This window comes from Streptomyces sp. NPDC127595, assembly GCF_042671685.1.
Classification (GTDB): domain Bacteria; phylum Actinomycetota; class Actinomycetes; order Streptomycetales; family Streptomycetaceae; genus Streptomyces.
Genome location: NZ_JBHXWK010000018.1, coordinates 20,913 through 43,484, shown reverse-complemented (window position 1 = coordinate 43,484; position 22,572 = coordinate 20,913). Strand labels below are relative to the sequence as shown.

Here is a 22,572-nt window from a genome sequence, read left to right as displayed (position 1 = left end):
ATCGCGCGCATGTTCCAGGCATTCCCCCACATCGGCAGGCGCCGCGCGCTGTTCGGTTCGGCCGCCGGTTTCGTGGTCTTCGGGCTGCTGCTGTGGTGGCTGCTGCCGCTGGGCGAAGAGCCTCCCGGCGGAACGATCACGTTCAGCACAGGCACGCCGAGCGGTGTCTACCAGAAGTACGGCGAGCTCCTTCAGGGCGAGCTGAGCCAGGACATGCCCAGTCTGGACGTGAAGCTTTTGAACAGCGACGGATCGCAGGAGAACGTCCGCCGGGTCGCCACGGGCCAGGCCGACTTCACCATCGCGGCGGCCGACGCGGTGGCGACGTACATTCAGCAGGGCCAGCCGGGAGCGGACCTGCTGCGGAGCTGCGCCCGGCTCTACGACGACTATGTGCACCTGGTGGTCCCGCGCACGTCGTCGATACGGTCCGTGGCCGACCTGCGCGGCAAGAGGGTCGCCGTGGGGCCGACGGGCTCCGGTGTTCGGCTGATCTCGAATCATGTGCTCCAGGCGGCCGGACTCGACCCGACGAAGGACATCGAGCCGCTGGCCGACGGCATCAGCACCATGCCGGAGAAGCTCAAGAAGCACGAGATCGACGCCTTCTTCTGGTCGGGCGGCCTGCCTACGCAAGCCGTGCTGGATCTCTCCGAGGACTACGACATCAGGCTGGTGCCGATAGGGAGCGACCTGATCGAGAAGCTGCACGAGCAGGGCGGTGCCTCCGGCTACTACCGGGCCGCCGTGATGCCCGCCGACGCCTATCCCAAGGCCCAGCTCGGCTCGTCCGTGCAGACGGTGGCGGTGGCGAACCTCCTGGTCACTCGGGAGGACACGGACGCGAGACTCACCGAGGAGATCACCCGCACGGTGATAGACAGCCGCGACGACATCGGCGGCGTGGTGCACGCGGCGCAACTGGTGGACCTGCGGACGGCCATCTACACGGATCCGCTCCAGCTGCACGAGGGCGCGCGGCGCTACTACCGGTCGGTCAAGCCGTAGCCAGGCCTTCTCACGAACTGGGCCGTGACCTCGGCACCCGCACCGTCACCTTCAGGCCGTGCGGCTCGTGGTGGTCGTACGAGATGGAGCCGCCGGCCGCGGTGAGCAGCGCGCGGGAGATGGAGAGGCCCAGTCCCGAACCCTTGATGTTCTGGTGCCCGGCGCTGCGCCAGAAGCGGTCGCCGATGCGGTTCAGGTCGTCGTCGCCGAGGCCGGGGCCGCCGTCGGTGACCACGACGGTCGAGGACTCGCCGTTCGAGGCGACCTTCACCTCCACGCTCTCCCCTTCGGGCGTGAACTTCAGCGCGTTGTCGATCACCGCGTCCAGCGCGCTGGACAGCGTGACCGGGTCGGTCCAGGCGGTGGTGGCCGGGCAGGAGCCGACGAGCTGTACGCCCTTGCTCGCGGCGACCGGCCCCCACGCCGCCACCCGCTCGGCCGTGAGCTCGCCGATGTCGGTGAGTCGCAGGTCCGCCTCGGCGTGCTCGGCGAGCGCCAGGTCGAGGAGGTCGTCGAGGACATGGGCGAGGCGCTTGCCCTCGGTGCGGACCGAGGCGATCTCCTCATTGCCCTCGGGGAGTTCGAGGGCGAGCAGCTCGATGCGCAGCAGCAGCGCGGAGAGCGGGTTGCGCAGCTGGTGCGAGGCGTCGGCGACGAAGGCGCGCTGCTGCTCCAGGACGTCCTCGACGTTGTCCGCCATCTCGTTGAACGAGTGGGCCAGGCGCCGGAGTTCCGGCGGACCGCCGGCGGCCGCGACACGGGACTTGAGGCGTCCGGTGGCGATGTCGTGGGTGGTGGCGTCCAGGACGCGTACGGGCCTGAGCACCCAGCCGGTGAGGCGCAGCGCGGCGCCGAGGGCGAGGAGCATCGCGGCGACCTCGCCCGCGCCGATGATCAGCCAGCCGTGCAGGGTCTTCGAACGCATCTGCCCGGTCGGCGAGTCGGTGACCACGACCGCTACGACATCGCCGTCCTTGACGACCGGGGAGGCGACGACGAGCCGGTGCCGTTGCCAGGGCCAGACCTGCTCCGGATCGTGGCTGCGACGGCTCGCGAGCGCCTCGTTGAAGGAATCGCGCCCTTCCCCCGTCTTGGGCAGCAACCAGCTGTCCGGGGCGTTGGCCATGGGGGCGTCGTCGCGGTAGAAGACGCCGGCCCGGATGCCGTACAGGCTGTAGTAGCGGTCGAGTTCCTTGCTCAGGGTCTCGCGGCGTTCGTCCGTGGTGCCGTCCGTGGGACCGGTCGACGGGTCGGCCACGTACTGCGCGAGGGAGGCGAAACGCGCTGTGTCGTCGATGCGGTCGACGACCACCTCCTGCTGCTGCGCGGCCGCGATGCTCGCCGCGAGCGGGACGCCGAGCGCGAGCAGCACGGCGGCCATCAGGACGATGAGCAGCGGGAAGAGACGTGTGCGCAACGGTCCCCGCTACGCCGCAGGGGCGACGAGCCGGTAGCCGACTCCGCGCACGGTCTCGATCAGCGCCGGCGTACGCAGCTTGGAGCGCAGGGACGCGACGTGCACTTCCAGGGTGCGCCCGGTCCCCTCCCAACTCGTGCGCCACACCTCGCTGATGATCTGCTCCCTGCGGAACACCACCCCGGGCCGCTGGGCCAGCAGCGCGAGAAGGTCGAACTCCTTGCGGGTCAGTTGGACAACCAAACCGTCCACGCTGACCTGGCGGGTGGGGAGTTCGATGCGCACGGGTCCCAGCCGCAACGCGTTCTCACCGGGGGCCGAGGCGTCATCGGGCACGCTGCGCCGGCTGACGGCATGGATACGGGCGAGCAGCTCTCCCGTGTCGTACGGCTTCACCACGTAGTCGTCGGCCCCGAGGTTGAGGCCGTGGATCCGGGAACGTACGTCCGCGCGCGCGGTGACCATGATCACCGGGGTGCTGGTCCGCTTGCGGATCTTGCCGCAGACCTCGTAACCGTCCTGGTCGGGAAGGCCCAGGTCGAGCAGGACGACCCCGAAGCCGTCGCTTTCCGGGACCAGCGCCTGGAGCGCCTCCTCGCCGCTGCGGGCGTGCGTGACGTGGAAACCGTGCCGCGCCAGGACCGCGGAGAGGGCGGCGGCGACATGATTGTCGTCCTCGACGAGGAGCAGTCTCATTCCGGCCCCCTCCAGCTTCATCGGTCGCACGGCCTCGAATCATCCGTCGTACGGTCCCGGATTGTAAGAACGCGAACACGTGTTGTAAGAAACAGATGATGCCTGAACACGGACCCGCACGCGTGGACCCTGTGTAGTCACGCCGATAGCCAAGGACGGCGTCAAGGGCGTTCTGGTTGCGCGCGGCTTCCGTTATCCAGCCGGTACGCGGCATGGCGGTGATCACTACGCAGCATGACGATGATCGCTACACGGAGTGGCCGCCCGCTATCGGATCGTTATGCTCAATTTCCCCTCAGATGTAATGACGCTGGTCGTACGGGGTCACTACTGTCCTCCCAAACCGCGAGGACGGAGCCAAAGAGCGATGACCGAAGTATCGGTGGCCAAGGACGCCGTGGCCGCGACCGAAGACCTGGTCGTCCTGAAGAGCGTCAACAAGCACTTCGGCGCGTTGCACGTTCTCCAGGACATCGACCTGACGATCGCCCGTGGCGAGGTCGTCGTGGTCATCGGGCCCTCCGGGTCCGGGAAGTCCACCCTGTGCCGCACCATCAACCGCCTGGAGACCATCGACTCCGGCGACATCGCGATCGACGGGAAGCCCCTGCCCGACGAGGGCAAGGCGCTGGCTCGGCTGCGGGCCGACGTCGGCATGGTCTTCCAGTCCTTCAATCTCTTCGCGCACAAGACGGTGCTCGAGAACGTGATGCTGGGCCAGATCAAGGTCCGCAAGGCCGACAAGAAGGTGGCCGAGGAGAAGGCGCGCGGGCTGCTCGACCGCGTCGGCGTCAGCACGCAGGCGGACAAGTACCCCGCGCAGCTCTCGGGTGGCCAGCAGCAGCGCGTGGCGATCGCCCGGGCGCTGGCGATGGACCCCAAGGTCATGCTCTTCGACGAGCCGACCTCGGCGCTCGACCCCGAGATGATCAACGAGGTGCTGGAGGTCATGCAGCAGCTCGCCCGCGACGGCATGACCATGATCGTCGTCACCCACGAAATGGGCTTCGCTCGTTCGGCTGCCAACCGGGTGGTGTTCATGGCCGACGGCCGCATCGTCGAAGAGGCTGTGCCGGACCAGTTCTTCAGCAATCCCCGGAGCGACCGGGCCAAGGACTTCTTGTCGAAGATCCTTCACCACTGATCGTCTTTACCTCTCGTCACCGACGGCCCGCATCCGTCCTCTTCCAAAGGATGTTCACCATGAAGCTTCGCAAGGTCACCACTGCCTCGGCCGCCGTACTCGCGCTCGCCCTGTCCGCCACCGCGTGCGGTGGCGACGACAGCAACGACGCCGGCTCGGGCTCCAGCGGCGGCGGCACGATCAAGGTCGGCATCAAGTACGACCAGCCCGGTCTCGGCCTCAAGGAGCCCGACGGTTCCTTCTCCGGCTTCGACGTGGACGTGGCGACGTACGTGGCCAAGGAACTCGGCTACCCCGCCGACAAGATCGAGTTCGTCGAGACCAAGAGCGCCGACCGTGAGAACGCGATCGCCCGCGGCGACGTCAAGTTCATCGCGGCCACGTACTCGATCAACGACGAGCGCGCGGCGAAGGTCAACTTCGCGGGCCCCTACCTGCTGGCCCACCAGGACCTGCTGGTCAAGACTGACTCCGACATCACCAAGGGCACGGACCTCAACGGCAAGAAGCTGTGTTCCGTGGTCGGCTCCACCTCGGCGCAGAACGTCACGGAGGAAATCGCCCCCAAGGCGCAGCTGAAGGAGTACGGCGGCTACTCGGAGTGCATCGCCGCCCTGCAGAGCGGCGCCGTGGACGCGGTGACCACCGACGACTCGATCCTCGCGGGCTTCGCCGCGCAGGACAAGTACAAGGGCCAGTTCAAGCTCGCCGGCCTCAAGCTGAGCAACGAGAACTACGGCATCGGTGTGAAGAAGGACGACACCGCCACCACGGACAAGATCAACGCCGCCCTGACGAAGATGGTCAGTGACGGCTCGTGGCAGAAGGCGGTCGACGCCAACTTCGGTCCGGCCGAGTACAAGAACGAGCCCGCGCCGAAGATCGGCGACATCGTCTCGTAACACAGGCTCCGGCACAGCAACGCAGGGTTCCATGGCGCGCCGCCGCCCGCAGCGATCAGGGCGGCGGCGCGTCATGCCCTCCACGTAAGCCACACACCCGGAAGCGCGGGAGATCGTGTTCGACTTTCTTGATGGTTATGACGTCCTCGGGGCGTTCTGGATGACGGTGAAGCTCACCGCCCTCTCCGCCCTCGGCTCCCTGATCCTGGGCACTTTGCTGGCCGCCATGCGGGTCAGTCCGGTCCCGCTCATGCGCGGGTTCGGCACCGCCTACGTGAACATCGTCCGGAACATCCCCCTGACCGTCATCATCGTCTTCGCCTCGCTCGGCCTCGCCGACATTTTCGGCGTGACGATGGGAGCGCCCGACAATTTCGACACCCAGGGCTTCCGCCTTGCCGTGCTCGGTCTGGTCGGCTACCACGCCGCCTTCGTCTGCGAGGCGTTGCGCTCCGGTATCAACACCGTGCCCCCCGGACAGGCCGAGGCGGCACGCGCCATCGGGCTGAGCTTCAGTCAGGTCCTGAGGCTCATCGTCCTTCCGCAGGCCTTCCGTTCGGTCATCGGCCCGCTGGCCAACGTACTGATCGCGCTCACCAAGAACACCACGGTGGCGGCCGCGATCGGCGTCGCCGAGGCTGCCGCGCTGATGAAGGAAATGATCGAGAACGAGGCCCAGACGATCGCCATCGGAGCGGTCTTCGCCTTCGGGTTCGTGGTACTGACCCTGCCGACCGGCCTCCTCCTCGGCTGGCTGAGCAAGCGACTGGCGGTGAAGCGATGACCTCCGTGCTCTACGACACCCCGGGTCCCCGCGCCAAGCGGCGCAATGTGATCTTCTCCGTGGTCTTCTTCGTCCTGCTTGCCCTCCTCCTGTGGTGGATCTGGCGGACCATGGACGACAAGGGCCAGTTGAAGTGGGACCTGTGGGACCCGTTCACCACGTCGCAGGCCTGGACGACATACCTGCTGCCGGGCCTGGCCAACACGCTGAAGGCCGCGGCGATCGCCATGGTGATCGCCCTTCCCCTGGGCGCGGTCCTCGGCATCTCACGCCTCTCCGATCACCGATGGGTGAGGGGCGCGGCGGGCACGGTGGTCGAGTTCTTCAGGTCGATCCCGGTGCTGCTGCTGATGCTGTTCGCGAACGAGGTCTACGTCCGCTACACGGACATCTCAAGCGAAGACCGGCCTCTCTACGCGGTCGTCACCGGCCTGGTGCTTTACAACGCCTCGGTCCTCGCCGAGATCGTCCGAGCCGGTATCCTCTCGCTGCCCAGGGGGCAGTCGGAGGCCGCCATGGCGGTCGGTCTGCGCAAGGGCCAGACGATGACCAACGTCCTGCTGCCGCAGGCCGTCACCGCGATGCTGCCGGCCATCGTCAGCCAGCTCGTCGTCATCGTGAAGGACACCGCGCTGGGTGGCGCGATGCTGAATTTCACCGAACTGCTCAACTCGCGCAGCACGCTGGCGGCCAACTACGCCAACGTCATCCCGAGCTTCATCGTGGTGGCGGTCATCTACATCATCGTGAACTTCATCCTCACCAGCTTCGCCAGCTGGCTGGAGGGCAGGCTGCGGCGCAGCAAGAAGGGCACGGGCGTGGTCCTCGGCGAGGACGCGGTGGAGATCAACCCCGCTGCGGTGGGGGGCGGTTTCGGGACGGGTGGCGAGGGCGGCGGCCCGAGCGGCTTCACCTTCACCGACAAGCCACCCCGATGACCTGATGTACAGTCAAGCGGCTTGAACGACACGCTTGCACGACACGGAGGCAGTGGCATGATCGCCACTGCCTCCGTCACTTGACGCAAGCACCGGCAATAGGTTGCATACGTTCTGTGATCGTGCACCCCGCTCCAACTGCCTGTTCCCGTACGTCCCTCAGGGCACCGCTCCGGGCAGGGGGCACCGCGCCGTGGACCCGGTGATCATCGTCGGAGCGGGGCCCGTGGGGCTCACGCTCGCCCTTGCGCTCGCCCGCCAGGAGGTCCCCTCCGTGGTGCTGGACGAAGGACCGGGCAAGGAAGAACAACGCCCCGCGCGAACGGTGGTTCTGCGCGAGGACACGGCCGCACTCGTCGAGCGGCTGACAGGTTTCCCCCTCTCCGAGGCCGGCCTCCGTTGGGCCGGATGGCGGTCGATGCGGCGCAAGCAGGTGATGCGCGAGATCAGGTTCGGCCAAGAGGGATCCGAGGACGCGGAGAGCCAGGGCCCCGTCGGTGCGGACGTTCCGGGTGCGGGCGAGTCCCTCGCCGCCCCCTTACATGTCGCCCAGCACGTCCTGACCGCTGCCCTGCGCGGGGCCATCGCGGGCGAACGACTCGTCAAGATCGCCACGAACAGCCGCCTCGACTCCGTCGAGCAGGAGACCTCCGGCATCACCGCGCACACCCGCGGCCCCAAAGGCACCTGGTGGCGCGGCAGTTACCTCGTCGGCTGCGACGGACCGCGCTCGACGGTGCGCAAACTCCAGGACATCCGCTTCGCGGGCCGTACCGCCGTAGAACGACACGCCGTAGCAGCGCTGCGTACGGAACTCCCCTGGCCCGGCGAGGCGTTGTTGCACCGGATGCCGCCGTGGCGGACGTCGGGCCCCTCGGCCGGAGAGGTGACCGCACGCCCCCTCCCCGACGGCGTGTGGCGGCTGGACTGGCTGCTGCCCCCGGGCAAGGACCTGGTCACGCCCGACCTGCTGGTGGCACGCATCCGGGAGACCCTAGGAGGCTGGAGCGGCGGTTCCACCCCTCCGTACGAGCTTCTCGACACCGGAGTCCACACCGTCCACCACCGCCTCGCCCGCCGGTGGCGGTCCGGCCGTGTCTTCCTCGCCGGGGACGCCGCTCACCTGCTCGGCGCGCTCGGCGCGCAGGGCCTGGACGAGGGGCTGCGGGACGCCGACAACCTCGCCTGGAAGCTGGCACTGGCCTGGCACCACGGGCCGCACGAGGCGCTGCTCGACAGCTACCAGGCCGAGCGGCGCGCGGTCGTCGCGGGCCGGCTGCGCGCCGCCGACCAGGCACTGCCCCTGCTGCGCGGCGGCGGTGGGCTGCGCTCGTACGTCCCCGGGTCGGCCCGGGGACACGACACACTCCTCACGGACGGTCACCTGGGGCGCGGTCCGCTGGGCGCGCCGGGGGCGTACGCCGATTCGCCGCTCGCGCCTCCGTACGCCGAGTCGGAGGCGCCTGTGGACACGACGCCCGGTGCGCCGGTCGTCGACGTGCAGGTGACGGCCGAGGACGGCTCGTTCGTGCCGTTGCGGGAGCGGCTCGGGCGCGGGGCACTGCTGGTCGTACTGATCGCACCGGGTACCGGCGTGTGGGAGCGCAAGCACTGGGTGACGGCCGGAATCATGCCCCGGCTCGCGGCCGCCGTGACCGCGCTGCCGCACCCGGCCGAACTGCTGGTCGCGGAGAGTTACCCCGGCGCCGCCGCGCACACCGTACTGCTCGTCCGCCCCGACGGGCACCTGGTCACCGCGCTGAGCGGAGTCCGCCCGGCCGATCTGTACGCGGCGGCCGAGGCGACACTGGGCGGCCCGGCGAAGACGGAGGCGACGGCGGAGGCGACGGCTGGTACGGGCTGATCCGACGGCCATTCAACCCATGTCGTGGGGCTGATCCAACGGTCACTCAGCCCATGTCGTGGGGCTGATCCGACGGTCACTCACGCCTGCCCGATGTGTCGGACACCAGGTGGTCCACATAGTGACTGTCAGTTGACCCTTCTCCACTGCCATGGTGTACTCCGGATCGTGACCGATACCTGTGTGCACTTGTGGCGGAGGGTCCATATGGACCTGCTCCGCTATGCAGGCTGCATCTGTCACCCGTCCTGCTGATTCGCATCCTTCTCCCGCGAGAGCCGGCTCCATGGCCGCGGGCTTCCCAGGCGAAACCCTCAGGACGGTACGTGTGTCTGTGTCACCCTCTGTTTCCGCGCCCCCGCAAGCTCCCACCCAGGCCGAGCTGCTCGACTTCGTGCGCCGTAGCGCCGCCGACCCCGAGCTGATCGCCTCGCTGCCGCTCGATCCCGAAGGCCGCACCTGGGTACGTCTCGAAGGCCCCGGAGGCAGCGAGGCCTGGCTCATCGGCTGGCCTCCCGGCACCGGAACCGGCTGGCACGACCATGCCGACTCGGTCGGCGCCTTCCTCACCGCGTCGGGCGAACTCAAGGAGTACTCGCTCGCCGCCCGACTGCCCACCGACGGCTGGAAAACCCTCGAACTCACCGAAGGGGTGGACCGCGAGCGCCGGTTGACGGCCGGCAAGGGCCGCGCCTTCGGCCGCCACCATGTGCACGAGGTCCTCAACGAGTCCACCGAGGAACACGCGATCTCGGTCCACGCCTACTACCCACCGCTGCCCCGGATCCGCCGTTACAGCCGTACCGGCCAAGTGCTGCGCCTGGAGCAGGTCGAGCGCCCGGAGGACTGGCAGTGACCGCTCAACGCCCGCTGGGAGTGGACGAGTTGCTGGACCAGGTCCGCGAGGGACTCGACCGCGTGGAGGCCAAGGAGGCATACGACGCCGAGCAGGCCGGCGAGGCCCTTCTGGTCGACATCCGGTACGCCGCCCTCCGCGAACGCGACGGCCTGATCCCCGGCGCCCTCGTCGTCGAGCGCAACGAACTGGAGTGGCGGCTCGACCCCCAGGGCAGCCACCGCGCCCCGGAGGCCACGAGCCACGATCTGCGGGTCGTCGTGGTGTGCAACGAGGGGTACGCGTCGAGCCTCGCCGCTGTGTCCCTGCAGCAGTTGGGACTGCACCGGGCGACCGACCTGGTCGGAGGCTTCCAGGCGTGGAAGGCGGCCGGGCTTCCGGTGACGGTCTAGTACGCGGTCGGTGGCCCGCGGTCCGCGGTCAGTGGTCCGCGGTCAGTGGTCCATAGCCAAGTACGAGGAGTTCTTCCCTGATGTGGTGGGAGTTCCGCACGTCGCACGTGAAGTTCTTCATCTGCGACGTGCGGTTCTTCACGTCGTACGTGGATGTGGCGCCGGGCTCGCGCCGCCCCTCCCCGCCGGATCAGAACCCCTCGTCCTCAAGGCCTTCCGTGTCCTCGCCCTCTTCCTCCAGCGCCTGGCGGACCACTCGCAGGGCCATGCCCTGGGGGTAGCCCTTGCGGGCGAGCATGCCCGCGAGACGCCGGAGTCGCTTGTCCCGGTCGAGGCCGCGTGTGGAGCGCAACTTACGGGCGACCAGTTCGCGCGCGGTCGCCTCCTCCTGCTCGGAGTCGAGCTGTCCGACCGCCTCATCGATCAGCGTCGGGTCCACGCCTTTGGTCCGCAGCTCCTGCACGAGTGCCCGTCTGGCCAGGCCCCGGCCGTGATGCCGGGACTCCACCCAGGCGTCGGCGAAGGCGCTGTCGTTGATCAGGCCGACCTCCTCGAAGCGTGACAGCACCTTCTCCGCCACGTCGTCGGGGATCTCGCGTTTGTGCAGCGCGTCCGCGAGCTGTTTGCGCGTGCGCGGGGTCCCGGTGAGCAGGCGCAGGCAGATCGCCCGCGCCCGCTCAACCGGGTCCGCTGGGGGCTCCCCCTTCTCGGCCCTCGACGAGGAAGGGGCACCTCCGTCCTGTGGGTCGCCGGACGGCTCACCGAAACCGCCACGCCTCCGACGCACTCGTGCACCGCGCGGCCCGCCGTCACCGCGTCGGCCGCCGCCCCGGCGCGAGCCCCCGCTGGGTGAACCTTCGCCCCAGGGCAGGCTTTCGCCGCCCCCTGAGCCGCTCTCCGGTGACATCCCCCTGCCGTCCGGATCGCCGCCGTAGAACCCGCCGGCGCCGGACGTCCCACCTTCGTACGCCCCGTCACCGCCGTACGCCCCGTCACCGTCTCCGGCCGAGCCACCCACGCCCCCGTCGTACCCCTGCCCTTGCCCCTCCGGGGCAGCAGGGTAGGCGTACTCGGCCCAGTCGGTTCGTCGTGTCATGGGCTAGCTCTTGGCCGCCGCGGTCTTGGGCTTGGAGACCTTGGCCGCCGCCGGAGCAGGCACCGTCTTGGCGGCCCCCTCCGAAGCGACCGAGACCGCCGCGTCCACACCCGGCTCGACGGTGGGCTTCTCCGGCTTCACACCGACACCCAGCTTCTCCAGGATCTTCTTCTCGATCTCGTTGGCGAGATCGGGGTTGTCCTTGAGGAAGTTGCGCGCGTTCTCCTTGCCCTGGCCGAGCTGGTCGCCCTCGTACGTGTACCAGGCGCCGGCCTTGCGGACGAAGCCGTTCTCCACGCCCATGTCGATCAGGCCGCCTTCGCGGCTGATGCCATGCCCGTAGAGGATGTCGAACTCGGCCTGCTTGAAGGGCGGCGCGACCTTGTTCTTGACGACCTTGACGCGGGTGCGGTTGCCGACCGCGTCGGTGCCGTCCTTCAGCGTCTCGATGCGCCGGATGTCGAGACGCACCGAAGCGTAGAACTTCAGCGCCCGGCCACCGGTGGTGGTCTCCGGGGAGCCGAACATCACGCCGATCTTCTCGCGAAGCTGGTTGATGAAGATGGCGGTGGTCTGCGACTGGCTGAGCGCGCCGGTGATCTTGCGGAGCGCCTGGCTCATCAGTCGGGCCTGCAGACCCACGTGCGAGTCGCCCATCTCGCCCTCGATCTCCGCGCGCGGCACCAGGGCGGCGACGGAGTCGATGACGATCAGGTCGAGCGCGCCGGAGCGGACCAGCATGTCCACGATCTCCAGAGCCTGCTCACCGTTGTCCGGCTGCGACAGGATCAGGTTGTCGATGTCGACGCCGAGCTTCTTCGCGTACTCGGGGTCCAGGGCGTGCTCGGCGTCCACGAAGGCCACCTGGCCGCCTGCCTTCTGCGCGTTCGCCACCGCGTGCAGAGTCAGCGTTGTCTTACCGGAGGACTCCGGGCCGTACACCTCCACCACTCGGCCGCGCGGCAGTCCGCCGACGCCGAGGGCGACGTCGAGGGCGGTCGACCCGGTGGGGATGACCTCGATGGGCTCATTCGGCCGCTCGCCCAGGCGCATCACCGCGCCCTTGCCGAATTGCCGTTCAATCTGTGCGAGTGCGGCGTCCAGTGCCTTCTCGCGGTCGGTTCCTGCCATGGGTTCCACCCGATTTGCTTGAGTCGATCGCTTCACGTCAAAGACGCTAACGCCTGCCACTGACAATGCGCCCCGACGCCCGTCCAGCCTGTGGATAACTCGGGCACATCTCCATGAAAACCCTGCCGAAATCCCCGTCGGGAACTTCGCCGGAGACTCCATGAGAATGGATGTTCGATTTTGGTGTCAAGCGCACCACGCGGCATCACCGAGAGTACGTTCGCGCTCTGACACCGGCCGAACCTCTGGCCTCGCACGTCGAACGCGGCGTCGGCGAAGGAGCCCGGGTCCGGGCTTGTCCTCACCTGCTGAACAACCGCCGCACACGCGCGGAGAGGGGGCTCGTGCCCCGTTCCCGGTGACCGTGCACCCGGGGATCGTCCGTGACGTCGTACCGCTTCACATAGGCACCCAGGAACGCCTGGAGCGTGGCGACCGCGGGGATGGCGATCAGCGCGCCGACGGCACCGAGGAGCGCGCTGCCCGCGACGACCGATCCGAAGGCGACCGCAGGGTGGATGTCGACTGTCTTCGCGGTCAGCTTGGGCTGCAGTACGTAGTTCTCGAACTGCTGGTAGATCACGACGAAGATCAGCACCCACAGCGCGTACCAGGGATCGACCGTGAAGGCGATCAGCATTGCCAGGGCACCCGCGAGATAGGTGCCGATGGTGGGGATGAACTGCGAGATCAGGCCCACCCAGACGGCGAGCACGGGCGCGTAGGGCACGCTCAGGGCTTCCAGCAGGACGTAGTGCGCGACTCCGGAGATGAGTGCCATCAGGCCGCGCGAGTACAGATAACCGCCGGTCTTGTCCACGGCGATCTCCCACGCGCGCAGCACCTCGGCCTGCCGGGCGGGCGGCAGTACCGAGCACAGCGCGCGGCGCAGCCTCGGCCCGTCCGCGGCGAAGTAGAACGAGAACAGGGTGATCGTCAACAGTTGGAAGAGGCCTCCGAGCACCTGGGCGGAGACGTCCAGGACACCGGTGGCACTGTTCTGGACGTAGTTGCGCAACCAGTCGGAGCGGAGCAGGCCCTCTTGGACGTCGACCCGCTTCAGGTCGGTGTTGAAGTGCGCGTTGACCCAGTTGATGACGGAGTCGAGGTAGTCCGGGAAGTCCTCGACGATCTTGATGATCTGGCCCGCGAGCATCGAGCCGAGCAGCGTGACGAATCCCGCGGCGAAGATCAGCAGGCCGAGGAAGACCAGGAACGTGGCCAGCCCCCTGCGCATGCCCCGCGAGGCCATCCGGCTCACCGCGGGCTCGATGGCAAGTGCCAGGAAGAAGGCGATGAGAATGTTGATCAGCAGGCCGGTGAGTTCATGGAAGGCCCAACTGCCCAGCTGGAAAACGGCGATGAGCGCGAGGGCCAGCACCATGGCGCGCGGCAGCCAGCGCGGCATGCGTCCGCCCTGCGCGGCGGCGTCCCCGGCCGGGGGGCCGTCGGGCGGCGTCGTGCCGAACGGTGATGCCTGCTGGGCGACCTGAGAGGTCTCATCTGTCGGGGCCACGGAGCAAGTCTCGCCCACGCCACCGACAATCGAGCGCCGCCCCCGGATCTTCTTGCCCCGTCAGCGGTTCTCGTACGGAACATCCACAGCCGCACACACCACGCGCCACACGTCCTTGGCCTCCCAGCCCGCGTCCAGCGCCTCGTGAACGGTCCGCCCGCCGAGCTCCGTCATCACGTGATCGCGCGCGAAGGTTTCGGCGTACCCCGCACCGAAGTGATCTGCCATCCGCTGCCAGAAGACCGTCAACCGCATGACTCCAGTATCCCGCTCCTGAGAGTGGGCCCGAGCCGGGACCGCTTGCCGAGACCGCTTTCCGTCCTACGGTCGGACCCATGGCCGAATCAGGAGCATCCCCACTCCCCCCGACGCCCCCGGCGCACTCCCCACTCGCGCGCGCCGAGCACTTCGTTTGGCTCACCGCGCGCGTGCTCGAGCAGCGCCGCTACGAGTACCACTTCCTGAACAGCGACGCCGACGGCGCCGACGCGGTGGAAACCGCGCTGGCCGCCTATCGCAATGACGACGACGGCTACGGTCACGCGCTGGAGCCCGATCTGCGCGGCCCCGTCAGCCAGCCGCTGCACACCGGGCACGCGCTGCGCGTGCTCGACTCGATCGGGCGCTGTGGAGGACAGCGCGTGGAGCGTGTGTGCCGCTATCTGACCGCCGTCTCGACGCCTGACGGCGCGCTGCCGACGATCCATCCCAGCCAGCGCGGCTATCCGACGGCTCCCTTCGTGCCGGTTGTCGACAACCCGCCGAGCGAACTCCTCGCCACCGGGCCCGTGGTGGGCCTGCTGCACCGCAACGAGGTGTGGCACGCCTGGCTGTTCCGGGCGACGGACTTCTGCTGGCAGGCGATCGACTCCCTGGAGAAGTCCCACCCGTACGAGATCGAAGCCGCCGTGACCTTCCTGGACTCCGCGCCCGACCGCCCGCGCGCGGAGGCGGCCGCCGACCGGCTGGGCCGCCTGGTGCGCGAACACCGGCTCGCGGCGCTGGACCCGGAGCGCCTGGAGGCGTTCCCGGTAGCGCCCGGCTACGCGCCCGGTGAGCACCATTTTCCCCATGACTACGCGAAGACCCCGGGCTCGCTCGCGCGCGCGTGGTTCACCGACGAGGAGATGGCGCGCTCACTCGACCATCTGGCGAAAGACCAGCAGGAGGACGGCGGCTGGCCGATCCGCTGGCGCCAGTGGGCACCGGGCACCGCCCTTGAGTGCCGCCCCATGGTGACGATCGAGGCGCTGCGCACCCTTCGGGCGTACGGACGCGCCATCGGTTGACCGTGCGATGCCGCGCCTATGCCACGGGCATACGGACACTCCATCGGCCGACCGTGCGATGCCGCGGCTACACCACGGGCGTACGGACGCCGCATCGGCCGACCGTGGAGGTGCAGCGACAAGCCATGGGCGTACATCCCGCCACCCCCAGGGCGGTGGCCGCATCCCCAAGGCGGTAGCGGCATCCCCAAGGCGGCGGCCCGTGGGTCTGCGGTATCCCTCCCGACGCGCCGCACCTCACCCCGTCATCGCCCGCACCCCCGCCGTCACCAGCACGGCCGCGGCGACCACGAGCAGGAAGGGTGCACGCAGGATCAGTGCGACCGCAGCCGCGGCAAGCCCAGCAGCTTTCGCGTCCAGCACCAGGGCATGCCCATCGGCGAAGGTCTGCTGAGCCGTGAGGGCGGCGAGAAGGGCGACGGGCAACAGGGCGGCCAGTCGCTGGACGAGCGGCCGCTCCAGTACGCCGGCAGGGACCAGCAGCCCGATGAGTTTGACGACATAGCAGCCGACCGCGGTCGCGCCGATCGCGATCCAGATGTTCATCGGTCCTCCCCGGGTGCTTCGTCGGCGGTCCGCGCGCTGCGGCGGCCCTCTACGTAGAGCGCGACGGGAGCCGCGAGCGCGGCCACCAGGACGGGGACTCCGGCGGGCAGCACGGGCAGCAGACCGAGGCCCAGAAGGACCGCGAATCCCGCGACCACACGCTCCGTGGTGGTCTTCAGCATCGGTGCGAGCAGTGCGAGGAAGACGGCGGGCCCGGCCGCGTCCAGCCCCCAGGCATCGGTGTCTCCGATGGCCTCGGCGCCGACAGCTCCGAGCAACGTGGTCAGATTCCACAGCACGTAGAGGGTGAGCCCCGTGACGGTGAAGCCGATACGGACGCTACGGCGGGTGGGCTGGGCCAGGGCGACCGCCGTGGTCTCGTCGATGACCCACTGCGCGGCGAACGGGCGCACCGCGCGCGGGAGGGCCAGCAACTGCGACAGCCGCAGTCCGTAGAACGCGTTGCGCACCCCGAGGAAGAAGGCGCCCGCGGCCGCCGTGAGCGGGTTCCCGCCGGCCGCGAGGGCGCCCACGAGCGCGAACTGTGAGGCGCCGGTGAACACCAGCAGGCTGAGCGCGCAGGTCTGCAGCAGAGTGAGCCCGCTGCCCGCCGAGGTCACCCCGAAGGCGAAACCGGACAGTCCGACGGCGACCCCGACTCCCAGGGCGTCTCGGACGACGGCTGCGTCGGGTTTTCCAGTGTCTTCTTCTTGCGCTTCTGGGGGAGCTGTCTGTTCTGCCACACCCCGGACGGTAGGAGCAGCGGCCCGTCGCCGTCTTGTACGTTCTTGCGCTCCCGCTGGTAGGAGCCCGGGGGCACGCCCACGATCCGGGTGAAGTGGCGGTTGAGGTGCGGCTGGTCGGTGAAGCCGACGGCCACGGCTGCCTCGGCGGGTGCGGAACCGGTGTCCAGGAGGCGGCGGGCCCGGCGTACCCGGGCATCGGTCAGCCAGGTGTGGGGCGGCATGCCGTAGGCGTCGCGGAACGCACGCAGCAGCGCGAACGGACTGGTGCCGAGGTCGGCGGCGAGCCGCTCCAGGGAAGGCGGCTCGGCCATCCGCTCTTCGAGCACGGCACGCGCACGTGCGGCGATCCGGGCGCCGGCGGTGTGCACGGCCCGCTGCGGCAGCGTGCCGCCGTTCAGGCGCAGCAGCCGGGTCACGGCGACCCGCAGCAGGGTGTCGGCGGCGAGCGCATTGCCCTCCTCGGCGGCCCTGAGGACCTGGTGGACGAGATTCACGGCGTACGGGTCGTCGAGCACCGGGCTGGTGAATCCCGGGGTACCCCGGATCGTGGTGGTCTCGGCGGCTATCTCGGCCACCAGTTCCGGCGACGGGTACACCGCCCCGTACCGCCAGCCTTCGGGGACGCCCGCACGGCCGGTGTGCGGGGTGTCGGGGTTGACCAGCGCCAGGGTGCCCGGGCCCGCGTACTGGTCGGCGCCGCCGTGGTGGAAGACCTCCACCCCGTCGGCGATGGCGGCGATGACGAAGTTCTCGTGGGTGTGCCGTACGAAGATCTTCTCGACGTATCGGGCCCGCAGCAGATCGACGCCGGGCAGTTCCGCGTACCGCCAGTGCCGCGCCTTCTCCGCCGAACCCGCCATGCCCCCATTCTGCGTCAGCGGTGACGATGGCCTCATGCCGTAGGCCGGGTCGCCGGCTGGGGTCGCGCTCAGCACCCGTACGACGACGCCCTAGCGACCGAGGCGACCCATCCGACCGGCGCCACTGCCTTGTCCGACGGAGCCTCTGCCATCATATTTCCGCAGGTCAGAGCGTTTGTCAGTGGTCGGGTGCAGGATGGACGCATGGTCAGCTCCGCACACCGAGCCCTCGACGGCTTCTCCCCCGCGACCCGCGGCTGGTTCACGGGGGCGTTCTCCGCGCCCACCGCGGCCCAGGCCGGGGCGTGGGCGGCCATCGGTGCGGGCTCGGACGTCCTTGTCGTCGCCCCGACCGGCTCCGGCAAGACCCTGGCCGCGTTCCTCGCCGCGCTCGACCAGTTGGCGTCGACCCCGCCGCCGGCCGACCCCAAGAAGCGCTGCCGAGTGCTGTATGTCTCACCGCTCAAGGCCCTGGCGGTGGACGTCGAGCGGAACCTGCGGAGCCCGCTGACCGGCATCAGGCAGGAGTCGGTGCGGCTCGGGCTGCCCGAGCCCGAGGTGAAGGTCGGCATCCGCTCCGGCGACACCCCGCCCGCCGAGCGCCGCGCCCTCGCCACCCGTCCGCCGGACATTTTGATCACCACCCCCGAGTCGCTGTTCCTGATGCTGACGTCGGCCACGCGCGAGGCGCTGACGGGCATCGAGACGGTGATCCTGGACGAGGTGCACGCAGTGGCGGGCACCAAGCGCGGCGCCCATCTCGCGCTCACCCTGGAGCGCCTGGACGAGCTGCTGCCCAAGCCGGCCCGCCGCATCGGCCTCTCCGCCACCGTGCGTCCGGTGGACGAGGTCGCGCGCTATCTGTCGCCCCAGCGCAAGGTGGAGATCGTCCAGCCGCCGTCCGGCAAGGAATTCGACCTCTCCGTAGTCGTCCCTGTGGAGGACTTGGGCGAGTTGGGCGGCTCCCCGGTCGCCGATGCCAACGAAGGCGCGGAGAAACCCTCCATCTGGCCGCACGTCGAGGAGCGGATCGCCGACCTCGTCCAGTCCCACCGTTCCACCATCGTGTTCGCCAACTCCCGCCGCCTGGCGGAGCGACTCTGCAACCGGCTCAACGAGATCGCGTACGAGCGTGCGACCGGCGAGCCCCTCGATGAAGCCCACGCTCCGGCCGAGTTGATGGGCGGCTCGGGCGCGGCACAGGGCGCCCCACCGGTTCTCGCCCGCGCCCACCACGGCTCGGTCTCCAAGGAGCAGCGTGCCCTCGTCGAGGAGGACCTGAAGGCAGGCCGCCTGCCCGCCGTGGTCGCCACCTCCAGCCTGGAACTCGGCATCGACATGGGCGCGGTGGATCTCGTCATCCAGGTCGAGTCGCCGCCGTCGGTGGCCTCCGGGCTCCAGCGCGTGGGCCGCGCGGGCCACCAGGTGGGCGCGGTCTCCACGGGCGTCGTCTTCCCCAAGTACCGGGGCGACCTCGTGCAGGCCGCCGTGGTCACCGAGCGGATGCGCACCGGCTCCATCGAGTCCCTCCGGGTCCCGGCCAACCCCCTGGACGTGCTCGCTCAGCAGCTCGTCGCCATGACCGCCCTCGACACCTGGCAGGTCGACGACCTGCTGACCACGGTCCGCCGTGCCGCTCCCTTCGCGTCGCTCCCGGAGTCGGCGTTCACGGCCGTGCTCGACATGCTCGCCGGCCGCTATCCGTCCGACGCCTTCGCGGAGTTGCGTCCCCGAGTGGTGTGGGACCGCGTCGCCGGTACGGTCACCGGGCGCCCAGGGGCGCAGCGCCTCGCCGTCACCTCCGGGGGCACGATCCCCGACCGCGGGCTCTTCGGGGTCTTCCTCGCGGGAGCCGATCCCAAGAAGGGCGGCGGCCGGGTCGGCGAGCTCGACGAGGAGATGGTCTACGAGTCCCGTGTCGGCGACGTCTTCACACTCGGCACCAGCTCCTGGCGCATCGAGGACATCACCCGCGACCGCGTCCTCGTCTCCCCCGCGCCCGGGGTCCCCGGCCGGCTGCCGTTCTGGAAGGGCGACCAGCTCGGCCGCCCACTCGAACTGGGCCGCGCGGTCGGCGCGTTCCTCCGCGAGGTGGGCTCCCTCCCCAAGGAAGACGCCCGCCTCCGGCTGCTCGCCGCGGGACTGGACGCCTGGGCCGCCGACAATGTGCTCTCGTACCTCGCCGAACAGCGCGAGGCATGCGGTCACATCCCGGACGACCGCACCATCGTCGTCGAGCGGTTCCGCGACGAGCTGGGCGACTGGCGGGTCGTCGTGCACTCCCCCTTCGGCGCGCAGGTCCACGCCCCCTGGGCCCTAGCACTCGGCGCCAAGCTCTCCGAGCGCTACGGCATGGACGCCCAGGTCATGCACGCGGACGACGGCATCGTGCTGCGGCTGCCCGACGCCGACCTGATGAGCCTCGACCTGCTCGACCAGGCACCGACGAAAGCCGGCACCGAATACGACGCCGACCAAGCGCCCGTCGGCGCCGCGGACGTCGCCTTCGACAAGGGTGACGTCAACCAGATCGTCACCGACCAGGTGGGCGGCTCGGCGCTGTTCGCGTCCCGTTTCCGCGAGTGCGCCGCCCGGGCCCTCCTGCTGCCGCGCCGCAGTCCCGGAAAGCGCACTCCGCTGTGGCAGCAACGGCAGCGCGCCGCCCAACTACTCGAGGTGGCCAGCGAGTACGGCTCGTTCCCGATCGTTCTGGAGACCGTTCGCGAATGCCTCCAGGACGTCTTCGACGTCCCTGGCCTCACAGAGTTGATGGGCGACATCGAGTCCCGCAAGGTGCGCCTGGTCGAGGTCACCACACCGGAGCCCTCGCCGTTCGCCCGCTCACTGCTCTTCGGATACGTCGCCCAGTTCCTGTACGAGGGCGACTCCCCGCTCGCCGAGCGGCGCGCCGCCGCCCTGTCCCTGGACTCGCGGCTCCTCGCCGAACTCCTCGGCCAGGCCGAACTGCGCGAGCTGCTCGACGCCGAAGTTCTGACCGAGCTGGAGCGGGAGCTCCAGTGGCTCACCGAGGACCGGCGCATCAAGGACGTCGAAGGCGTCGCGGACCTGCTGCGTCTGCTCGGCCCGCTCACGGACGCCGAGCTGGCCGAGCGCGGCGCCGAGCCGCGGTGGGCCCAGGAGTTGGCCGCCTCGCGCCGCGCCATCCGGGTCCGGGTCGCCGGAGCGGACCACTGGGCAGGAATCGAGGACGCGGGCCGGCTGCGCGACGCACTCGGTACGGCGCTGCCGGTCGGTGTCCCGGAGGCCTTCACCGAGCCGGTCAAGGATCCACTCGGCGACCTCCTCGCGCGGTACGCACGCACCCACGGCCCGTTCACATCGACGACGGCCGCCGCCCGCTTCGGGCTCGGCACGGCCGTCACGGACGGCGCCCTGCATCGACTCGCCTCGGCCGGACGCGTCGTACAGGGGGAGTTCCATCCGGCGGGTATCGGTCAGGAGTGGTGCGACGCGGCGGTCCTGCGCAGGCTGCGGCGCCGTTCGCTCGCGGCTCTGCGCCATGAGCTGGAGCCGGTGCCGCCCGCCGCGCTCGCGCAGTTCCTGCCACAGTGGCAGCACATCGGCAGCGGACACGGGCTGCGCGGCATCGACGGACTGGTGCGCGCCATCGAGCAGTTGCAGGGCGCGTCCGTTCCCGCGTCCGCGCTGGAGAAGCTCGTCCTGCCGTCCCGGGTCACCGGTTACGCCCCCGCGCACCTCGACGAGCTCACCGCCGCCGGCGAGGTGGTCTGGGCCGGGGCCGGGTCGCTGCCGGGCAAGGACGGCTGGGTCTCGCTCTACCTGGCGGACGCCGCCCCGCTGCTGCTGCCCTCCCCGCACCCCTTGGAGCTGACTGCGCTCCACCAATCCATCCTGGACGCCCTCTCCGGGGGCTACGGCCTCTTCTTCCGTCAGATCACCGACCAGATCCGCGCGACCACGCACCCGGACGTCACCGATCCTCAACTGGCCGACGCGATCTGGGACCTGGCCTGGTCGGGCCGGCTCACGAACGACACGCTCGCCCCGATGCGCTCCCTGCTGGGCTCGGGCCGCACCGCCGGCTCCACGGCCCACCGTGCCAAGCGCTCGATGCCACGCGGCCGCTACGGCTCCGTGACCGGCGCCGCGCGCCCCCAGTCCCGTACCGGCCCGCCGACCGTGGCGGGCCGCTGGTCCCTGCTCCCCGAGCGCGAGCCCGACCTCACCGTGCGCGCCCACGCCCTGGCCCGCACCCTGCTCGACCGGCACGGAGTGGTGACCCGTGGCGCTGTCGCCGCCGAGGGCGTCGAGGGCGGCTTCTCCGCGATCTACCGCATCCTGTCCGCCTTCGAGGACAGCGGCCAGGCACGCCGTGGATACGTGGTCGAAGGACTCGGCGCGGCCCAGTTCGCGATGGACGGCGCGGTGGACCGCCTGCGCGCGGCGGCGAACGCCCGGGACCGGGGCGAGACCCTGTCCGACCCGGACCTCCTCCCGAACGGATTCCCGGACCAGCACGCCTTCCCGGGCGACCGCTACTCCGCGAGCACCTCAACCTTCCGGACCGACAGCGGCTCCACAAGCCCCTCGGACTCACCCGACGGCCACACCTCCGCGAGCATCCCGGACTTCCCGGGCGAAGCCACTTCCCCACCCCACGACGCCCCCTCCGGCCACCGCAGCTTCCCTGGCGACGGTGACCACGACTCAAGCTCCCCCACCAGCCCCGACCCGGCTGCCCCCCTAAGCCGCTTCGACGCCCCGAGCCACCCGGGCGCCCCCGGTGATTTTCACGACCCGGGGGCCCTCGACCCCACAAACTCCTACGACTTCCCACCCGGCCCAGCCGACTCCGGCCTCACCGCCGACCACGGTTTCTCCGCCGATTCGGCCGACTCCGCCTTCTCAGACCGCTCCGCCTCCCCCGAGGGCCCTGGATTCCCCAACACCGTCGTCCACCCGGGCAGCCGCTCCCGCCCTCGCAGCCGCGCCGGCTCCCAAGCCGTCGTCCTTGCCGCCGCCGACCCCGCCAACGCCTACGGCGCGGCCCTCCCGTGGCCCGAACCCCCGACCGGCGCAGGACACAAGCCCGGCCGGAAGGCGGGCTCCCTGGTCGTGCTGGTCGACGGCGAGCTGACGCTGTACATGGAGCGTGGCGGCAAGACCCTGCTGGCCTGGCCCGCCGACCCGGACGGCACCATCACGCAGGACGCCCGCCTCCGCGTCGCAGCCGAGTCCCTCGCGGCAGCGGCCCGCGCCGGCTCCCTGGGCACGGTTACGGTGGAGCGCGTCAACGGCACGTCCGCCCTGACCTCCCCCTTCGGCACCCTCCTGGAAGGAGCAGGCTTCATCGCGACCCCCCGCGGACTGCGCCTCCGCGCTTAGGGCCTGTCCCCAAGGCCCCC

Annotated in this window: 20 protein-coding genes; 11 read left to right on the top strand and 9 right to left on the bottom strand. The window is 70.0% G+C overall.

What is annotated here, in order from left to right; genetic code table 11:
• Positions 1-9 precede the first annotated feature (9 nt).
• Positions 10-1,008, top strand: a complete 999-nt coding sequence (locus tag ACFVKT_RS37830; protein ID WP_385740703.1) for a TAXI family TRAP transporter solute-binding subunit — start codon at positions 10-12, stop codon at positions 1,006-1,008.
• A gap of 10 nt (positions 1,009-1,018) precedes the next feature.
• Here ACFVKT_RS37830 and ACFVKT_RS37825 read toward each other — a convergent pair whose 3' ends face one another.
• Together ACFVKT_RS37825 and ACFVKT_RS37820 are read right to left on the bottom strand one after the other, a co-directional pair.
• Positions 1,019-2,425, bottom strand: a complete 1,407-nt coding sequence (locus tag ACFVKT_RS37825) for a sensor histidine kinase (RefSeq protein ID WP_385740702.1) — start codon at positions 2,423-2,425, stop codon at positions 1,019-1,021.
• A 9-nt stretch (positions 2,426-2,434) separates the two neighbouring features.
• On the bottom strand, positions 2,435-3,121 hold the full coding sequence (locus ACFVKT_RS37820; RefSeq protein ID WP_385740700.1) for a response regulator transcription factor: 687 nt from the start codon (positions 3,119-3,121) through the stop codon (positions 2,435-2,437).
• A 367-nt stretch (positions 3,122-3,488) separates the two neighbouring features.
• Between ACFVKT_RS37820 and ACFVKT_RS37815 the strand changes: the two genes are divergently transcribed.
• The 8 genes from ACFVKT_RS37815 (at position 3,489) to ACFVKT_RS37780 (ending at position 10,001) form a co-directional block, all read left to right on the top strand.
• On the top strand, positions 3,489-4,265 hold the full coding sequence (locus tag ACFVKT_RS37815; protein ID WP_385740698.1) for an amino acid ABC transporter ATP-binding protein: 777 nt from the start codon (positions 3,489-3,491) through the stop codon (positions 4,263-4,265).
• A gap of 59 nt (positions 4,266-4,324) precedes the next feature.
• The gene (locus ACFVKT_RS37810; RefSeq protein WP_385740696.1) at positions 4,325-5,167 is read left to right on the top strand and encodes a glutamate ABC transporter substrate-binding protein; all 843 of its coding nucleotides are present in this window, start codon (positions 4,325-4,327) and stop codon (positions 5,165-5,167) included.
• 115 nt (positions 5,168-5,282) lie between these two features.
• Complete coding sequence (locus ACFVKT_RS37805; protein WP_385740693.1) at positions 5,283-5,951, top strand: amino acid ABC transporter permease; 669 nt, start codon at positions 5,283-5,285, stop codon at positions 5,949-5,951.
• Positions 5,948-6,889, top strand: coding sequence for an amino acid ABC transporter permease (locus ACFVKT_RS37800; protein ID WP_385740690.1), 942 nt, complete (start codon positions 5,948-5,950; stop codon positions 6,887-6,889). Before ACFVKT_RS37805 ends, ACFVKT_RS37800 begins: the two co-directional genes overlap by 4 nt.
• A 193-nt stretch (positions 6,890-7,082) precedes the next feature.
• Positions 7,083-8,753, top strand: a complete 1,671-nt coding sequence (locus ACFVKT_RS37795) for an FAD-dependent monooxygenase (protein WP_385740687.1) — start codon at positions 7,083-7,085, stop codon at positions 8,751-8,753.
• Between the two features lie 93 nt (positions 8,754-8,846).
• Positions 8,847-9,008, top strand: a complete 162-nt coding sequence (locus ACFVKT_RS37790; protein ID WP_385740684.1) for a putative leader peptide — start codon at positions 8,847-8,849, stop codon at positions 9,006-9,008.
• A 31-nt stretch (positions 9,009-9,039) separates the two neighbouring features.
• A complete protein-coding gene (locus ACFVKT_RS37785) occupies positions 9,040-9,609 on the top strand; it encodes a cysteine dioxygenase (RefSeq protein WP_385740681.1) in 570 nt (189 codons plus the stop codon).
• On the top strand, positions 9,606-10,001 hold the full coding sequence (locus ACFVKT_RS37780; RefSeq protein ID WP_385740678.1) for a rhodanese-like domain-containing protein: 396 nt from the start codon (positions 9,606-9,608) through the stop codon (positions 9,999-10,001). The genes ACFVKT_RS37785 and ACFVKT_RS37780 overlap by 4 nt, the downstream gene beginning before the upstream one ends.
• Before the next feature lie 190 nt (positions 10,002-10,191).
• Here ACFVKT_RS37780 and recX read toward each other — a convergent pair whose 3' ends face one another.
• From recX to ACFVKT_RS37760, 4 genes are all read right to left on the bottom strand, one after another.
• Complete coding sequence (recX, locus tag ACFVKT_RS37775) at positions 10,192-11,097, bottom strand: recombination regulator RecX (RefSeq protein ID WP_385740675.1); 906 nt, start codon at positions 11,095-11,097, stop codon at positions 10,192-10,194.
• 3 nt (positions 11,098-11,100) lie between these two features.
• The gene (gene recA, locus ACFVKT_RS37770) at positions 11,101-12,228 is read right to left on the bottom strand and encodes a recombinase RecA (protein ID WP_385740672.1); all 1,128 of its coding nucleotides are present in this window, start codon (positions 12,226-12,228) and stop codon (positions 11,101-11,103) included.
• Positions 12,229-12,529: 301 nt separating this feature from the next.
• The gene (locus tag ACFVKT_RS37765; protein ID WP_385740669.1) at positions 12,530-13,744 is read right to left on the bottom strand and encodes an AI-2E family transporter; all 1,215 of its coding nucleotides are present in this window, start codon (positions 13,742-13,744) and stop codon (positions 12,530-12,532) included.
• Positions 13,745-13,804: 60 nt separating this feature from the next.
• On the bottom strand, positions 13,805-13,999 hold the full coding sequence (locus ACFVKT_RS37760; RefSeq protein ID WP_385740666.1) for a DUF3046 domain-containing protein: 195 nt from the start codon (positions 13,997-13,999) through the stop codon (positions 13,805-13,807).
• Between the two features lie 80 nt (positions 14,000-14,079).
• On the opposite strand from ACFVKT_RS37760, the gene ACFVKT_RS37755 reads away from it, so the two are divergent.
• Positions 14,080-15,033 (top strand): hypothetical protein, encoded by a 954-nt coding sequence (locus ACFVKT_RS37755; protein WP_385740663.1) that lies wholly within the window; start codon positions 14,080-14,082, stop codon positions 15,031-15,033.
• 237 nt (positions 15,034-15,270) lie between these two features.
• On the opposite strand, the gene ACFVKT_RS37750 is transcribed toward ACFVKT_RS37755, so the two are convergent.
• From ACFVKT_RS37750 to ACFVKT_RS37740, 3 genes are read right to left on the bottom strand one after another with little or no spacing between them, the layout of a single operon-like run.
• Positions 15,271-15,579 (bottom strand): AzlD domain-containing protein, encoded by a 309-nt coding sequence (locus ACFVKT_RS37750; protein WP_385740660.1) that lies wholly within the window; start codon positions 15,577-15,579, stop codon positions 15,271-15,273.
• Complete coding sequence (locus tag ACFVKT_RS37745; protein ID WP_385740849.1) at positions 15,576-16,244, bottom strand: AzlC family ABC transporter permease; 669 nt, start codon at positions 16,242-16,244, stop codon at positions 15,576-15,578. Before ACFVKT_RS37745 ends, ACFVKT_RS37750 begins: the two co-directional genes overlap by 4 nt.
• Positions 16,196-17,185 carry an AraC family transcriptional regulator gene (locus ACFVKT_RS37740; RefSeq protein ID WP_385740657.1) on the bottom strand — a complete coding sequence of 330 codons (990 nt, stop codon included), beginning with the start codon at positions 17,183-17,185 and terminating at the stop codon, positions 16,196-16,198. Before ACFVKT_RS37740 ends, ACFVKT_RS37745 begins: the two co-directional genes overlap by 49 nt.
• Positions 17,186-17,389: 204 nt before the next feature.
• Here ACFVKT_RS37740 and ACFVKT_RS37735 point away from each other — a divergent pair, with 204 nt between their 5' ends.
• Positions 17,390-22,552 carry an ATP-dependent helicase gene (locus ACFVKT_RS37735; RefSeq protein ID WP_385740654.1) on the top strand — a complete coding sequence of 1,721 codons (5,163 nt, stop codon included), beginning with the start codon at positions 17,390-17,392 and terminating at the stop codon, positions 22,550-22,552.
• Positions 22,553-22,572 lie beyond the last annotated feature (20 nt).